The organism is Pseudoalteromonas sp. SG45-2, from assembly GCF_014164115.1.
GTDB classification, from domain to species: domain Bacteria; phylum Pseudomonadota; class Gammaproteobacteria; order Enterobacterales; family Alteromonadaceae; genus Pseudoalteromonas; species Pseudoalteromonas distincta.
This window is the reverse complement of the sequence record NZ_JACJEO010000001.1, coordinates 196,978-212,726: the sequence shown is the minus strand read 5'-3', so window position 1 is coordinate 212,726 and position 15,749 is coordinate 196,978. Positions and strand designations below refer to the sequence as shown.

General features: G+C 38.2%; 13 protein-coding genes. 3 read left to right on the top strand and 10 right to left on the bottom strand.

Features of this window, described 5'->3' with window-relative positions; translation table 11 throughout:
* Positions 1 to 5 precede the first annotated feature (5 nt).
* From H5116_RS00910 to H5116_RS00895, 4 genes are all read right to left on the bottom strand, one after another.
* The gene (locus H5116_RS00910) at positions 6 to 383 is read right to left on the bottom strand and encodes a hypothetical protein (protein WP_024596649.1); all 378 of its coding nucleotides are present in this window, start codon (positions 381 to 383) and stop codon (positions 6 to 8) included.
* 203 nt (positions 384 to 586) lie between these two features.
* Entirely contained in the window at positions 587 to 1,135 is a 549-nt protein-coding gene (locus H5116_RS00905) for an NAD(P)H nitroreductase (RefSeq protein WP_138489000.1), read from the bottom strand.
* A 129-nt stretch (positions 1,136 to 1,264) separates the two neighbouring features.
* The gene (locus H5116_RS00900; RefSeq protein ID WP_024596647.1) at positions 1,265 to 1,948 is read right to left on the bottom strand and encodes a DoxX family protein; all 684 of its coding nucleotides are present in this window, start codon (positions 1,946 to 1,948) and stop codon (positions 1,265 to 1,267) included.
* Between the two features lie 93 nt (positions 1,949 to 2,041).
* Entirely contained in the window at positions 2,042 to 4,003 is a 1,962-nt protein-coding gene (locus H5116_RS00895) for an FAD-dependent oxidoreductase (protein ID WP_182711306.1), read from the bottom strand.
* Positions 4,004 to 4,222: 219 nt separating this feature from the next.
* Between H5116_RS00895 and sppA the strand changes: the two genes are divergently transcribed.
* The gene (gene sppA, locus H5116_RS00890; protein ID WP_182715351.1) at positions 4,223 to 6,088 is read left to right on the top strand and encodes a signal peptide peptidase SppA; all 1,866 of its coding nucleotides are present in this window, start codon (positions 4,223 to 4,225) and stop codon (positions 6,086 to 6,088) included.
* Between the two features lie 82 nt (positions 6,089 to 6,170).
* Entirely contained in the window at positions 6,171 to 7,181 is a 1,011-nt protein-coding gene (gene ansA, locus H5116_RS00885) for an asparaginase (protein WP_182715350.1), read from the top strand.
* A gap of 68 nt (positions 7,182 to 7,249) precedes the next feature.
* On the opposite strand, the gene gndA is transcribed toward ansA, so the two are convergent.
* Positions 7,250 to 8,623 carry an NADP-dependent phosphogluconate dehydrogenase gene (gndA, locus tag H5116_RS00880; protein ID WP_024596644.1) on the bottom strand — a complete coding sequence of 458 codons (1,374 nt, stop codon included), beginning with the start codon at positions 8,621 to 8,623 and terminating at the stop codon, positions 7,250 to 7,252.
* A 377-nt stretch (positions 8,624 to 9,000) separates the two neighbouring features.
* Here gndA and pyk point away from each other — a divergent pair, with 377 nt between their 5' ends.
* Positions 9,001 to 10,437: a pyruvate kinase gene (gene pyk / locus H5116_RS00875; protein WP_024596643.1), complete on the top strand. Its 1,437-nt coding sequence runs from the start codon at positions 9,001 to 9,003 to the stop codon at positions 10,435 to 10,437.
* Positions 10,438 to 10,713: 276 nt separating this feature from the next.
* Here pyk and H5116_RS00870 read toward each other — a convergent pair whose 3' ends face one another.
* From H5116_RS00870 to H5116_RS00850, 5 genes are all read right to left on the bottom strand, one after another.
* Positions 10,714 to 11,538 carry a LytTR family DNA-binding domain-containing protein gene (locus tag H5116_RS00870; protein WP_024596642.1) on the bottom strand — a complete coding sequence of 275 codons (825 nt, stop codon included), beginning with the start codon at positions 11,536 to 11,538 and terminating at the stop codon, positions 10,714 to 10,716.
* Positions 11,531 to 12,607, bottom strand: a complete 1,077-nt coding sequence (locus H5116_RS00865; protein ID WP_024596641.1) for a sensor histidine kinase — start codon at positions 12,605 to 12,607, stop codon at positions 11,531 to 11,533. Before H5116_RS00865 ends, H5116_RS00870 begins: the two co-directional genes overlap by 8 nt.
* Positions 12,608 to 12,856: 249 nt before the next feature.
* Positions 12,857 to 14,413: a SulP family inorganic anion transporter gene (locus H5116_RS00860; protein WP_182715349.1), complete on the bottom strand. Its 1,557-nt coding sequence runs from the start codon at positions 14,411 to 14,413 to the stop codon at positions 12,857 to 12,859.
* A gap of 129 nt (positions 14,414 to 14,542) precedes the next feature.
* Positions 14,543 to 15,001, bottom strand: a complete 459-nt coding sequence (locus H5116_RS00855; protein ID WP_002960703.1) for an Lrp/AsnC family transcriptional regulator — start codon at positions 14,999 to 15,001, stop codon at positions 14,543 to 14,545.
* A gap of 106 nt (positions 15,002 to 15,107) precedes the next feature.
* On the bottom strand, positions 15,108 to 15,749 hold the full coding sequence (locus tag H5116_RS00850; RefSeq protein ID WP_182694046.1) for an MBL fold metallo-hydrolase: 642 nt from the start codon (positions 15,747 to 15,749) through the stop codon (positions 15,108 to 15,110).

The following is a 15,749-nucleotide window of genomic DNA, read 5'->3' as shown; positions in this document are numbered from 1 at the left end:
AATACTCAGTAATATTGTTTAGGCCTGCGAGCAATCCAAGAACAAATTAAACAAGCCAATAAACTCAATGCCGCGAATGTTACACTTTGAAAAATTAAGTCAAATCGATTTAAATCATCACTTGGCACTATTACAAACATAAAAGCGGGGAGTACACTTAGCGCTAAAACATAACAACACACTTTAAATGCCCGTCCAAAGTCAAAACGTTTAGACTGTTGCATCCACAAAGTTAACAGTATTAGCATACCTATTGCAGAGCCTGCTATAAAATGCGCTGCATTTGTACTCATTGCAACATACAAGGTTACAAAAGCACCAACAATTCCCCAAATTGACCACGCAAGCCAGTTTTCTTTTTCCTGTAAAAATAAATTTCCCATTGTTTTCGTCTTCTTTATCGTTATTTTTATTAAGACTTTCCATAATGTATCAAAAAACAACCGATTAAAAAACAAACTGAAGAAGAATTATTAACTTTTGTGCTTCCAAGCGCTTCTCACAGCCAAACCACTAACTCTTTTATACTACTCTTGGTAACCTTAATGAATTATGACTATGCAAATTGCATAAAGTTCATACTATTTCACAAATTACTAAAATAATGTTCTGGTTTATGGCGAGGTGACTTTTTACACTCGACTTGAGGAGTACCTATGTATAAGTACCCTACAATTTCATCTTGCTCATGTAAGTTAAGCGCTTTTTTGACTGCTCTACTTTGTGCAAAGTAACCTGTGCGCCAAACACCACCTAAACCTTGAGCAAATGCAGCTTGTTGCATTGCTAATACACTGCAGCCTGCACTTTGTACCTGCTCGATACGAGGAACTTTTGGGTGTTCTTGATATTTAGCAATTGCTATTACAATCATAGGCGCACGAAGGGGAAGCTCTTTAGCACGGTTAATTACTTTTTCTGTCTGTTGCTCTGCCACTGCACTTTGATGGTAAATTTCACCCAGTTTATTGCGTGCATCACCTTGAGCAATGATGAACTGCCACGGTGCTATACAGCCATGATCAGGAACACGTAATGCTGCTTGCTTAATTATGTCGAGCTGCTCAGGCGTAGGGCCCGGCTCTGTTAGTTTAGAGTCTGATTGGCGAGTAAGTAAAAGCTCGATAGCGTTCATAACGATTCCTCAAAATTCAAAACGATAGAGTAACATTTAAAACCTTAAATAATAAATACCGAGAAATTAAAATGCAAAACGGCCGCAAAGGGTCAACTATGCAGCCGTTAATAAAATACATTTAATGCGCTATTTTTTTATAACGTTTCGCTTTAACCAGTAATCAAAACTAACAAAACGCCCACCGCCCATAAAAAATAAACTTAAGAGCATAGCAAAATAAATTGCCGAAAATTCTATGCCATTATTTAAAATAGATGGTTTACCTTTTTCGTATAGGTAATCAGGAAAGCCGTGCTCTTCAACTAAGTCTCGAATTTTTCCTATCCTGTCTTGTACTTCTAATGAGTTTTCGAGGCTTTCTTTTGCACCTGGGATAGATAACCAATCAAGTACTTGCGCAGCACTTGTTTCTGGATTAGTCGGCGCTATTGCAAACCACCCGTTATGCCAATGTACTGAAGTAGCCGCTACAACCATTGTGAACATAAGCGGGATACTGACTAAGCGAGTTAAAAGGCCAAATAATAACAACCAACCACCTAAAAATTCACTCCATCCAGCTAAGAAGGCTAGTAAATCAGGAAACGGTAAGCCTAAACCCCATTCACTATTACCAAACCATTGAACGACATCAGGCGATGCTAAAAAGTTATTTAGAAAGCCTTCTGTTTCAGTACTTATAGCAAGTTTGTTATAACCTGCGATGATCATAACGGGAGCTAAAATTAAGCGAAATAGTAAAGCAGGTAAACCATCTAAAAACGATAGTTTACCCAATATTATGTTATAAAAACTGATTAGTTTATTCATGCGTATCCTGTGTGTTCAATGTTTATTAAGTTATAGACTATAAACAAAAAAGACCGTATAGATTGATAAACTATTTCAATTTATTTACAAAGGTTAAATACTTCTCGCCACTTGTAGAGCTTCAAAAATAGCGCGTTTAGCATCAATTGCAGCAGCCAATTTAGCTCCGCCTATCACATGCACTTTTGCGTTATCTGTGTAACCTTCTAGCACTTCGCTATTAGAAACCTGACCAATACACGCAATAACAGTATCTACCGGCAGTACTTGAACTTCTCCAGCAACATTAATTGTTAACCCATTCTTATCAAAACTTTGATATTGGCAGTCAGCAATTTGTTTAACACCATGCTGTTTAGCAACTTGGCGATGTATCCAACCAGTGGTTTTACCAAGCTCACTACCAAAACGACCCGAACTGCGTTTTAACATATACAATTGGCGCTCGTCTTTATGAGGTTGTGCATCACACTCAATCCCCCATTGCGTTTTAAACTCGCTAATAGATTGTGATTTATGTTCACTTAAAAAAGCAACCATATCAAAACCAATACCGCCAGCACCTAAAATAGCGATTGATTTGCCCAGTTCTACTTCGCCGCGTATGACTTCGTCATAAGCAAACACACGCTTATCATCACTACATTTAATAGAGGCTTCACGCGGCCTAACGCCTGTTGCAAAAACAATATCATCATAATCTTTAAGCATTGAATCGTCGTAAGCTTTACTAAGCTCCACAGTTACTTTTAATCGCTCGAGCTCATTAGTGAAGTAAGTAAGTGTATGGTTAAAGTCTTCTTTACCCGGTATTTGCATGGCTAAATTAAATTGACCGCCCATTTGCGATTTTTGATCAATTAACGTGACGTTATGCCCTTTTTGAGCCAAGTAACAACTTACTGATAAACCAGCAGGACCTGCACCGACAACTAATACATTTTTAGCTTTAGCTGCTTGCTCTAGCGGGTAATCTAGCTCAAATGCAGCTTGTGGATTAACTAAACACGTAGCACGTTTATTTTTAAATACGTGATCTAGACAACCCTGGTTACAGCCAATACAAATATTGATTTGTTTAGATTGATTGTTTACGTACTTATTAAAAAACTCAGGATCAGCTAATAATGGACGTGCCATCGAAATTAAATCAGCCTCGCCTGCATTTAAAATATCGTTAGCAATTTCTGGAGTATTAATTCGGTTAACAGCAATCACAGGGACATTAACTACGTCTTTTAAACGCTTTGATGCTTCTTTAAATGCACCCGGTGGCACCATACTCGCAATAGTCGGTACACGCGCTTCGTGCCAACCAATACCAGTGTTAAATATATCAACACCCGCTTTTTCAAGTTCGGTAGCCTGAATAACAACTTCCTCTGGTGTTGAACCGTTTGGAATCAAATCAATGACCGACAATCTAAAAATAATTAAGAATTTTTCAGATACTTTTGCTCTTACAGCTTTAACTATTTCAAGTGCAAGTCGCATTCTATTTTCTAAGCTGCCACCAAACTCATCATCGCGTTTATTGGTATGAGGCGCCATAAACTCATTAATCAAATACCCTTCAGAACCCATGACTTCTACGCCATCGTAGCCGGCTTTTTCAGCCATATAGGCAGAATGCGCAAAGTCTTTAATTGTTTTTTTAATCGAGCCAAGCGACATCGCTTTAGGTTTATAAGGATTAATAGGTGCTTTTATTGCACTTGGTGCTTGATTGAAAGGATGGTATGCATAACGTCCAGCATGTAATAATTGCAAACAAATTTTTCCACCGTGTTTATGCACAGCATCTGTGTAAGCGCGATGCTTAAACACATCGTAATAACTATTAAATGAGGAAGAAATAGGTGTTAGCTTGCCACGTAAATTAGGGCTGTATCCGCCTGTAATTAACATCGCGGTGCCACCTTTTGCACGTGCTTCATAAAATGCACGTAAGCGTTTGCGGTTATGCCAGCCCTCTTCAAGGCCTGTATGCATTGAGCCCATAACCAAGCGGTTACGTAATTGTGTGTGTTTTAGTTGTAATTGTTGTTCTAACATCTTGTGCCCCGTTAACTGGTCTAACCTGTATACATTAGCTAATTCTGCTTTAATGGCAAGTAATAAGCAATATGTGCATGCATTTAATTAAAAATAGCAGTAAAAACTTACGTTTATATAGGTTCATAAACACTTCGTTACGATTTAGCAGTTAAATTTATTTTTATTCTAGGCTAAGATGGAACTAATGTATTAACTGTACCAAATTAAGGAGCTATTTTGATAGCAAAGGTATTTAAAGGTATTTGGGCTGGAATTAATTTTTCTCGTCGCTTAATACTAAACATTTTGTTTTTATTACTGGTAATTGTTTTCTTTGTGTCACTCTCAAGTGACGATGATCAAATAATAGTTGAAAATGGCTCTGTACTCAGGCTTAACTTAAATGGCCCTATTGTTGAAGAGAAAACATATATAGACCCAGTTGAAGCCGCAATTAGTGATGCAACTTCTGGTTCTGAAGCACCAAGCGAAATATTACTCGACGATATTGTTGAAGTAATAAACGAAGCGACTAAAGACGATCGTATCTCGGTGATATTGCTTGATTTACAAGAGATGCCTAAAGCACATTTAAATAAACTTAAGCAAATTACAAAGGCTATTGATGCCTTCAAGCAAGCTGGCAAAAAAGTAATTGCATCGGGTTATTACTATACTCAAGCACAATACTATATTGCATCGCATGCTGACGAAATAGCTATGCACCCATACGGCAGCGTAGGTATTGAAGGTTATGGCATGTACCCGCTTTACTTTAAAGATGCACTTGAAAAGCTTGAAGTAACGCAGCATATTTTCCGTGTTGGTACATTTAAGTCAGCAGTAGAACCTTTTATTCGTAACGACATGTCCGATGCAGCTAAAGAAGCTAACCGCGTTTGGTTAGGCGCTCTTTGGAGCGAATACAAACAAGATGTTGCCGCTGTTCGCCCGTTTGATGAGTCAAATTTTGACGAAACAATGGACGTATATCTAGAAAAAATGAAAGCTGCCGATGGCGATGCAGGTAAATATGCACTTGATCACCAGTGGGTTGACTCTTTAAAAACAAATCAGCAAGTTCGTAAACAATTAATTGATTTAGTAGGCACACAAGAAGATGGTAAGACATTTAAGCAAGTTTCATTTCGTGAATACTTAAGCTTAATTAAACCGCCTATTGAAATTGATAACCCTATTACCGAAAAAGTAGCGGTAGTTGTTGCTAAAGGTACGATTGTTGATGGTGAGCGTAAAGCAGGCGAAATTGGGGGTGACTCTACAGCTGCCCTACTTCGTAAAGCACGCCTAGATGATAAAGTTAAAGCGGTTGTACTACGTATAGACTCTGGTGGCGGTAGTATGTTTGCCTCTGAAGTTATTCGTGCTGAAGTATTAGCCCTTAAGGCTGCTGGTAAACCTGTTATTGCTTCAATGAGTTCTGTGGCTGCATCAGGTGGTTATTGGATTGCCTCTGCTGCAAACGAAATTTGGGCAGCACCAAGTACAATTACAGGCTCAATTGGTGTATTTGGTACGTTTATGACATTTGAGAAAACCTTATCGAAAATTGGTGTTTATTCAGATGGCGTTGCAACAACCGAAATGGCTGGCTTTTCTATCACTCGTCCACTAAATGAAAAGATGGGTCAAGTAATTCAAATGAACGTTGAGGAAGCATACGGTCGCTTTTTAAATGTTGTTGCTGATGCGCGTAATATGACGCCTGAGCAGGTTGACAAAATTGCCCAAGGCCGCGTATGGATTGCATCTCAAGCACTTGAACTAGGTTTGGTTGATAAGCTAGGCGACAAACAAGGTGCGATTGAAGCCGCTGCTGCACTTGCCAAGCTTAATCATTATGAAGTTAAAACTATTAAACAAGATTTAAGCTCGCAAGAAAGAATGATTCAAAACATTTTTGGTAATGCGTCTATTAAATCTATGCTTGGTTTGCAAACACAAAAAACATCTGTGTTAGCAACACAAGCTAATTTACGAAGTGTTATTAACCAATTAAGTACTGAAGTTGAAAACCTTAAAGATTACAACGATCCACAAGGTGTATACGCACGCTGTTTAGTGTGTAACGTTGCACAATAAAAGTGCATAGCTTCACCTAATCAGCTGTATTTAAAGCTGCTTAACGTTATACTAGGCCCAGTTTTTTTACTGGGCTTTTTTTATGAAACGTAAACGCATTTATATCGCTTATACTGGCGGTACTATAGGTATGAAAAAATCGAGTCGAGGCTATATTCCAGCTGAAGGTTTTTTAACAGAAACCGTAGTGAATAACGCAGAATTTAATCGTGATGAAATGCCTTTGTTTGATATTCACGAATACTGCCCTCTTATAGATTCTTCAGACATGTCTCCAGAGCATTGGCAACTCATTGCTAATGATATCAAAGATAAATACCAAGATTATGATGGCTTTGTGGTACTCCATGGCACTGATACTATGGCGTATACAGCCTCAGCGCTGTCATTTATGTTCGAAAATTTGACTAAACCTGTGATTGTAACCGGCTCACAAATTCCGCTCTCACAATTACGTTCTGATGGCCAAGTAAACTTACTTAATGCCATGTATTTAGCTGCAAATTATCCTATTGGTGAAGTAAGTCTCTTTTTTAATAACCAACTGTTTAGAGGTAATAGAGCAACTAAAGCACACGCGGATGGGTTTAATGCTTTTGCCTCGCCGAATCTAGACCCTCTCGCGTTATCGGGTATTAATATTCAACTTATTAAGGGTCAGCTTAGCCCATATGTTGAAAATGAGCTGCAAGTTACACCTATTACACCTCAACCTATCGGGGTGCTTTATTTGTACCCTGGCATTAGCCAAGAGGTAGTTAAAAGCTTGGTCAATGGCAATATTAAATCACTGGTGCTACTGAGTTTTGGTGTAGGTAATGCACCACAAGATCCGAGCTTTTTGTCAATACTCGAAGAAGCAAGTAAACGTGGCGTCGTAATTGTTAACTTAACTCAGTGTTTAAAAGGTCATGTAAACATGGGTGGCTATGCAACAGGTAATGCGCTATTAAATATTGGTGTAATAAGTGGGTACGATATGACTCTTGAAGCATGTTTAACTAAGTTACATTATTTATTTAGCCAAAAGCTTGAAGTCGAAACGATTCGTCATTTAATGCAAGATAACTTACGTGGTGAGTTGAGCCGTTAATTTTTAGCCTGTAAAAATACAAAAGGCACGCTAAATAGCGTGCCTTTATCGTTTTAAACAACTGTTTTTTATCTAACTTTAGCGTCTATATCTACTAAATCAGTTAAATGACACATTTCACCACTGTGGGTTTTTATGCCGTGCTCACCAAAGTAATCACGCTGGGCTTGAACTAAATGCCCATTACTCGGTGTAGTTAATGTTGCTAAATACGTTTGTGTAGCTCCCAATACAGGGAATGCTAAACCAGTCATTATTGCTTGACCGGTAATTTTTCGCAAAGAGTTAGACTCTTTTTCAAGAGTGTCAATAAATTCAACACCTTGTGCAACGCTATCAAGGTAGTCAGCACGAATTATACAACCAGCGCGCCACGTTTGAAGCGTTTTAGATAAATCTACTTTCCACTGATGAGTACGTGATGCACCTTTAATTAGCGCTAGACCTTGACGATACGCAAGTAAGCTTGCAAGTAAGAACGCGTCTTTTAGCTCTTCTAAATCAATTTCAACATTGTTCGTTGATTTAGATGCATATGTCATCTCTTGTGCAGCCGTTGTGTTGCATGCATTAGTTAAATGACGAGCTTGAACAGCAGCAACAAGTGAAGGGACAGCAATACCAAGTTCGAGTGCATTTTGCGCAGTCCAAAGACCAGTGCCTTTAGCGCCAACTTTATTATCAATTAAGTCCGCAAGCGGTACATTATTATGATTTTCAAGTGACAATATATGGCTAGAAATAGACAGTAAGTAACTATTTAATTGACCTTCTGACCAGTCATTAAATATCTCAGCTACTTCTTTTGGAGAACGATTAGTACCTAAACGAAGTAATTGGTACACTTCTGCAATAAGTTGCATCAGTGCGTATTCAATACCGTTGTGAACCATTTTTACAAAATGACCACTTGCTGATTGGCCAACACGTGCAAAACATGAATCGCCATTATAGCTAGCAGCTACTTTTTCAAACCATGGCTCAATACGTTCCCAACCACCTTCAGAACCACTTGCCATCATTGCAGGACCATGGCGAGCGCCTTCTGCACCGCCAGAAATTCCCATAGTGGCAAATTCAAATTTATTTTGGTATTTGAGTTTACGCGTTATACCGTCTTTATAATTACTATTGCCGCAATCGACTATCATATCGTTACAATTAACGCCGGCCTCTACAAGTTCATTACAAACTGTATCAACTAACTCACCAGCTGGAACAAGTAATAAAATAGAACGAGGTGCCTCTAAACGCCTTACCATGTCACTTAAATCAGAGACAATGTGAAGCCTATCAGCCATGCCTTGTGATTTGGCACAACTTAGTAACTCTTCACCCGCATGTGGGTTTTTATCATAAGCGACTAGCGTTATCCCTTTTTCAATCAAGTTTAGGGCAAGATTTTTTCCCATAACGCCTAACCCTACTAATGCAACTTGCATCTAGTGTCCTCCTCGGTAACAACTATTTGGTTAGAAAATTCAGTGTATAAATTAAATAATACCGCGTGCATTATACTCATACAGTCATAAAATACTAACTATGAGCCCATACAACATGCTTTTTTATTACAGATAAATAAGCTACGTAATTATATCAAACATCAATGCTCTCGGGGTGACTAAAAGCAACGCTAATTGAAATTAAGATCATTGACGCATTCTGACACCGGTGTCATAATGATGACACAATAGTTTTGTATAAAATAGTGGCAAACCTTTGAAGTTTGCACATAATTAAAATATTTTAATCTAATATAGATATTTTAATTCAACAAAATAACGTCAACATGCTTTCACCAAGCAAACAGGAGAAATTGATGCTAAGACGCACGAAAATAGTCGCTACCCTTGGACCTGCTACCGATAGAGATAACAACTTAGAAAAAATTATTATCGCTGGGGCTAATGTAGTACGTTTAAACTTCTCACATGGTGTTGCCCAAGATCATAAAGACCGTGCGCAAGCTGTACGCGATATTGCAAAAAAATTAGGCAAGCATATTGCTATTCTTGCTGATCTTCAAGGCCCTAAAATCCGCGTTTCTACTTTTAAAGAAGGTAAAGTAACGCTTTCTGTGGGTGCAAAGTTCACTCTTGATGCAAAAATGGAAAAAGGCGAAGGCGATGTTAACTCTGTAGGTATTGATTATAAAGAATTACCTAACGACGTTAGCCCTAACGACTTACTACTCCTAAATGACGGCCTTATTCAACTAACTGTTGATGAAGTAGCTGGGCACTTAGTACATTGTACTGTAACTGTTGGCGGTGTTTTATCTAACAATAAAGGTATTAACCGTTTAGGTGGTGGCTTAACTGCTCCAGCATTTACTGAAAAAGATAAAGAAGATTTAATAACTGCCGCTGAAATTGACGTAGATTACATTGCCGTATCATTCCCACGTAGTGGCGACGATATGCGCTACGTACGCTCACTTGCTGAAGCTGCTGGTTCAAAAGCACAACTACTTGCAAAAATTGAACGTGCTGAAGCCGTTGAAACACAAGAAGCTGTTGATGACATCATTCTAGCGTCTGACGCTGTAATGGTTGCCCGTGGTGATTTAGGTGTTGAAATTGGTGATGCAGCTCTTATGGGCAAGCAAAAACTAATTATTCGTCGTGCTCGTTCATTAAACCGTACTGTAGTAACAGCAACGCAAATGATGGAATCGATGATCGATAACCCTATGCCTACACGTGCAGAAGTTATGGATGTTGCAAATGCTGTTCTTGATGGAACAGATGCTGTAATGCTTTCAGCTGAAACAGCTGCTGGTGATTACCCTGAAGAAACTGTTGCAACTATGGCACGTGTTTGTTTAGGTGCTGAATCTCAAAAAGAAACGCATGTTTCTAAGCATCGTTTAGATAGTCGTTTTTCTAACAATGCAGAATCTATTGCACTTTCTGCTATGTATGCAGCTAATCACTTAGATTCTGTTAAAGCTATCATCACGCTTACTGAATCTGGTAGCACGGCTAAATTAATGTCACGTATCAGCTCTGGCTTACCAATCTACTCGCTTTCACGCCATGCGAGTACATTAGGTCAAACAGCACTTTATCGTGGTGTTTACCCAGTATTTTTTGATTCTACAAAAACTGAAAAAGACGGTATGGTAAAAGCGGCACTTGATACTTTAGTTTCTCAAGGTTCTTTACAGTCTGGCGATACAGTAATTATTACTCACGGTGACTCAATGGAAACTGTGGGCGCAACTAACACAATGAAAATTGTAACTGTCGCATAATTAATACCAATTCGCTTAATTAAGTGATCTATTTTGAGGATAGAAAAACGTGTTGATAGCTATTCAAAAAATCGCTATTTAGTTGTTCTCGGCAATTGCTCCTGCATTGCTCTACCTTCTGCATCCATGCAGTTGTAAATGAGAATTTTTTAACACAGGTAGCGACACGTTAGCCCCGCAAAATAACTAAGTATTGTTGCGGATTGGTATAATTACTAAATATAAAAAATGCGAGCTTAGCTCGCATTTTTTGTACCTGTAATAAAAGCGTTGGCTTTAACTTGCTAATGCCGCTTTAACCTTATCTCGATAGCTACGGCTCACTTTTAATTCTTGTCCGTTTTCAAGTACTAATAAATACTCGCCACTTACTTGTGTAACCAGCTTACTAATTTGTTTTGTGTTTACTATCGCACTGCGGTGTACACGCACAAATAACTGAGGGTCTAGCTCTTGCTCAAGCTCTTTCATTGTTTTACGAAGTATATGCGTTTGTCCATCTTCACAATGTAAACACATATAGTCACCTGCAGCATCAACCCATTGGATAGTCGCTACAGGTACCCGTATAATTTCACCCTGCTCTTTTACTGCAAGCGATTCTGGGTAACGTCTATCTGTTAAGGTATCGCCAGTGGCTAATTTTTTTAATATTTCTTCGCAATTATTACCAGTAATACCGGCTACAAAACTCGCTAGTTTTTTCTTATGGGCGTTGTCTTGCTGCGTTTTTAAATAAGTATGCACTTTTTCTACCGCCTGTTTTAATCTGTTATCATCAACGGGTTTTAAAATGTAATCGAGAGCATGAATTTCAAATGCTTTTACAGCAAACTGATCAAAAGCAGTTACAAATACAATAGCAGGTAGTACTTTTGTACTTTCGCTAAGCGCTCTTGCCACCTCAAAGCCATTCATACCTGGCATCTGAATATCTAAAAAAACCAAATCGATTTTCTCGCTTTGGCACATTTCAATTGCATCAGCGCCTGAACTACACAATTTAATTACTTCAATATCAGAATATTCTTCAAGTCTTACCGCTAAACCTTTTCGCGCTAACGGTTCATCATCAACAATGAGTGTTTTTATTTTAGTCATTTTTCACAGCCTTCTCAAAAGGTACTCGCAGATTAACTTTTAATCCACTTGGCGTATTATGTGATAATACAAACGAATAATTATTTTCATACAACGTTTTTAATCTATCTTTGGTGTTAGCAACACCTACACCTTGAGCGTTAACTAATTGGCCATCAAGTATTTCAGTGCCTGGGCCGTTGTCACCCACTTCTAGTAATAATTCATTCGCAAATACTTGTGCTTTAATATCAATTACACCACCTTCTGTCAGATGGGCAATGGCATATTTAATCGCGTTTTCTATAATTGGTTGCAAAATTAAGCTCGGTACTAAAGCCTCTTTTGCTTGCTCGCTAATATCTACATTTACTTTCAATCGCTCATCAAAACGGACGCGCTCTATTTCTAAATAAAGCATGAGAGCATGTAGCTCTTGCTCAAGCGGTACTTTTTTAATTGGATCGGTATTAAGTGTGTAACGTAAAAAGTCACTTAACCTTGCTACCATTAAGTTAGCATCTTTGTTTTCTTTAACCAAAATTAAAGTAGAAATAGCGTTAAGTGTATTGAATAGAAAATGGGGGTTGAGCTGATACCTGAGCATTTTTAGTTGCGCTTCGTGTGCCATCGTTGTGGCCTTTAACGCTTTTTGTCGCTCACTTTGTAATAACTGATAATATTTAACGCCAAAGTACAAACCACTCCAACATAAAATAATATAAACCGAATCTAAACCTTGCTGCAGGTAATAAAACCACTCCTCTGGTCTATAACCATGGCGGTATATTTCCCATAGATTGAATTTTTGAACGACAGCCCATAGAGTGCCCGTTATATAAGAGGCACCAAATACTACAATCATTAACACCCAGGGCGAGGCATTCCAAATTTTACGGTAAATATACCTAAGCGGCACTGTCATCAAACAACCAGCGTAAGCATTCAATAAAATAACAAATACATATATATCACGCATTTCAAATACTTTAGAGCCGATATAATTTACTAACGCGTAACCAATCCAGCCCGCGATTTGCAAAAGCCAAAAAAAACGTTGCCTGTTATCGACTAAAGATTGCCAGTTCAAAATAGATGTTTACTCCGTATGGTTAAAGCTAATCCCATAAAATAGGCGTTTGTTATTTTTATTATTTTTACCTATGTAGGGCTAATTTTCACAAAATTAGGTAGTCTTATTATATAGATTTATGAGTTTGCATAGCACTACAGCTTGCCTTGCTTTTTAAGAGTCTTACCGCAAACAAATAGTCGAGACACTAAAAAAGCGAAAGGTTATCCGCCTTCCGCTTTTTAAATATCAATAGCCTTGTGTAAATTAAGCTAGTTTATCTGATGCTACTTTGTAGGTTGGATCTTCAATCACATTCACTTCAACTAAATCTCGTGCTTTATGAAGCAACTGCGTACAGTCTTTACTTAAGTGACGTAAATGAAGTTGTTTACCTGCTTTTGTGTATTTGTCAGCAAGTGTATCAATTGCTTCTATTGCACTGTGGTCAGATACGCGGCTGTGTTTAAATTCAACAATCACATTTTTAGGATCATTTTTCACATCGAATAACTCAGAAAAGTTTTTAACAGAGCCAAAGAATAACGGCCCGTGCAGCTCATATACTTTTGCACCTTTTTCATCAATATAGTTTGTTGTGTAAATGTGTTTTGCGTGCTGCCAAGCAAATACTAATGCCGATACAATAACACCTACGCATACTGCAATAGCTAAATCGGTAATAACTGTTACTCCCGACACAAGCACAATAACAAAAGCGTCAGATAGCGGTACACGCTTCATCATCTTAAAGCTTGCCCATTCAAATGTGCCAAGCACAACCATAAACATAACACCAACAAGTGCAGCTAATGGGATCATTTCAATTAAGCTAGAGGCAAAAATAATAAAACCAAGTAGCATAAGTGCAGCGCTTATACCTGATAAACGAGAGCGACCACCTGAATTTATATTGATCATTGATTGACCAATCATTGCACAACCACCCATTGCACCAAACATACCGCAGGTAATATTTGCAGCACCTTGACCAATACATTCTTTATTACTATGACCACGGGTTTCTGTAATCTCATCAATTAAGCTAAGCGTTAATAATGATTCAATTAAACCAATAGCCGCTAAAATAAGTGCATAAGGAAAAATAATTTGTAGCGTTTCGAAAGTAAACGGCACCATAGGAATATGAAATTCAGGCAAGCCGCCAGCGATTGTTGCAGCTTCGTCTCCAGTCATTCCTTTTAAGAAATCTAATACTGTATGCGCTTCTAAATCAAATCCAATCACTAATCCAGTTACAGTTACAATAGCAACTAGAGATGAAGGCACTGCTGTAGTCAATTTTGGCAAAAAGTGGATTATTGCCATGGTTAATGCAACTAAGCCAAGCATGATAAATAATGGATTACCTGTCATCCATTCTTGTCCGCCCATACCATCTGGCACTTTAAACTGCCCTAGCTGAGCTAAAAATATAACAATTGCTAACCCGTTTACAAAACCAAGCATTACCGGATGAGGAACCATACGGATAAACTTACCGAGCTTAAATACACCCGCGAGAATTTGCAGTATTCCCATCAGCAACACAGTTGCAAATAGATACTCAACACCGTGATCAAGCACTAAACTTACCATAACAACAGCTAGTGCACCGGTTGCACCTGAAATCATACCAGGGCGACCACCAAAAATAGCCGTAATTAAACCAACGATAAACGCGGCATATAGACCAACCAAAGGTTCTACATTTGCAACAAAGGCAAACGCAACTGCTTCTGGGACTAAGGCTAACGCCACAGTTAATCCAGATAGAATATCGTTTTTAGCAGAGCTAGGCGCCCTACTGAGTAAGTTAAACATTGAGGTCCTCAAATGGTGTAATGGGTATCAAAAAAAGCGCTAAATTCTACCAAATTAGCGCTCAGTTAACAATTATCATTATGTGGTTAAGCTAAACTAAAAATGGTTTAGCTTTTAAAAGAAGTGCTTTTACAAAGGAAGGGAAGTACTGCGTTTTACACATGTCATTGTTACATTAGAATGTACTTCTTGGACGTATTCTAAGCTTAGTAAATTATCGCGCACAAAATGCTCATACCCTTCTATGCCTTGTGAAATTATGCGTAGCATAAAGTCCATGGTACCAGCCATAGTGTAACACTCTGTTACCTCGTCGTAGCTCATGATCAGCTTTTCAAACTCAGCAAGATTCTTTTTACCGTGATTTGATAAACGCACATGTGCATATACAAGCATATCAAAGCCAAGTTTTTTCTCATCTAAAAGAGCCACTTTGCTTTTTATATAACCATCTTGCTCTAGCTTAGCGATTCGACGCCAGCATGGAGATTGAGACAAGCCTACTTTATCTGCAATTTCTGCGGTTGATAAACTAGCATCTTGTTGTAAAAGTGCCAATATTTGGCGATCTACGTGATTTAGAGACATTTTATTTCTTATTTATCAAATAAACTGGTTAAATTATACAACCATTTTAAAACTCAGTCTGCTTATTTTTAATGTTTATGCAGTTTGTAAACTTAAAATAAGCAACTTAACCAAACTTACCACTTACAAAAGGATTTGTTTTCTTTTCAAACCCCACCGTAGTGTCGCTACCATGTCCTGCCAATATTTTAGTATTATCAGGTAAGGTTAAAATATGCGTCTTAATCGACTCTATAAGTTGTTCACTGTTCCCCTTAGGAAAGTCAGTGCGCCCTACTGAGCCTTTAAAAATAACGTCACCGACAATAACGCACTCATAGTCTGGTTGGTAAAACACTATATGACCGGGTGTATGCCCCGGGCAATGTTTCACTAAAAAGCTAAGTTTACCTACGCTCACGGTGTCATTATGGTTTAGCCAAATATCCGGATAAAACGGTTCAATGGGTTTAAATCCAAACATCTGTGCTTGCATAGGTAAGTTTTCAAACCAAAAGTACTCATCTTTTTGTGGACCAATAATTTGTACGTTAAATTGATTTCGTAAAATATCAGCCCCACCCACATGATCTAAATGCCCGTGCGTTAACCAAATAGCACTTAATGCTAGTTTATGCTCATTAAGGACCGTTATTATTTTATCAGTGTCGCCACCTGGGTCGATAACCACAGCGTGTTTAGTTTCGCTACACCAAATAATACGGCTGTTTTGTGCAAAGGCAGTGACAGGTATAGTTATGATTTCCAT

Bases quoted from the DNA above. Each gene is read 5' to 3' on its own strand.
- H5116_RS00895 (WP_182711306.1), bottom strand. From the start codon at position 4,003: ATGTTAGAACAACAATTACAACTAAAACACACACAATTACGTAACCGC.
- pyk (WP_024596643.1), top strand. From the start codon at position 9,001: ATGCTAAGACGCACGAAAATAGTCGCTACCCTTGGACCTGCTACCGAT.
- H5116_RS00860 (WP_182715349.1), bottom strand. From the start codon at position 14,413: ATGTTTAACTTACTCAGTAGGGCGCCTAGCTCTGCTAAAAACGATATT.
- H5116_RS00905 (WP_138489000.1), bottom strand. From the start codon at position 1,135: ATGAACGCTATCGAGCTTTTACTTACTCGCCAATCAGACTCTAAACTA.
- ansA (WP_182715350.1), top strand. From the start codon at position 6,171: ATGAAACGTAAACGCATTTATATCGCTTATACTGGCGGTACTATAGGT.
- H5116_RS00850 (WP_182694046.1), bottom strand. From the start codon at position 15,749: ATGGAAATCATAACTATACCTGTCACTGCCTTTGCACAAAACAGCCGT.
- H5116_RS00870 (WP_024596642.1), bottom strand. From the start codon at position 11,538: ATGACTAAAATAAAAACACTCATTGTTGATGATGAACCGTTAGCGCGA.
- H5116_RS00855 (WP_002960703.1), bottom strand. From the start codon at position 15,001: ATGTCTCTAAATCACGTAGATCGCCAAATATTGGCACTTTTACAACAA.
- H5116_RS00910 (WP_024596649.1), bottom strand. From the start codon at position 383: ATGGGAAATTTATTTTTACAGGAAAAAGAAAACTGGCTTGCGTGGTCA.
- H5116_RS00900 (WP_024596647.1), bottom strand. From the start codon at position 1,948: ATGAATAAACTAATCAGTTTTTATAACATAATATTGGGTAAACTATCG.
- gndA (WP_024596644.1), bottom strand. From the start codon at position 8,623: ATGCAAGTTGCATTAGTAGGGTTAGGCGTTATGGGAAAAAATCTTGCC.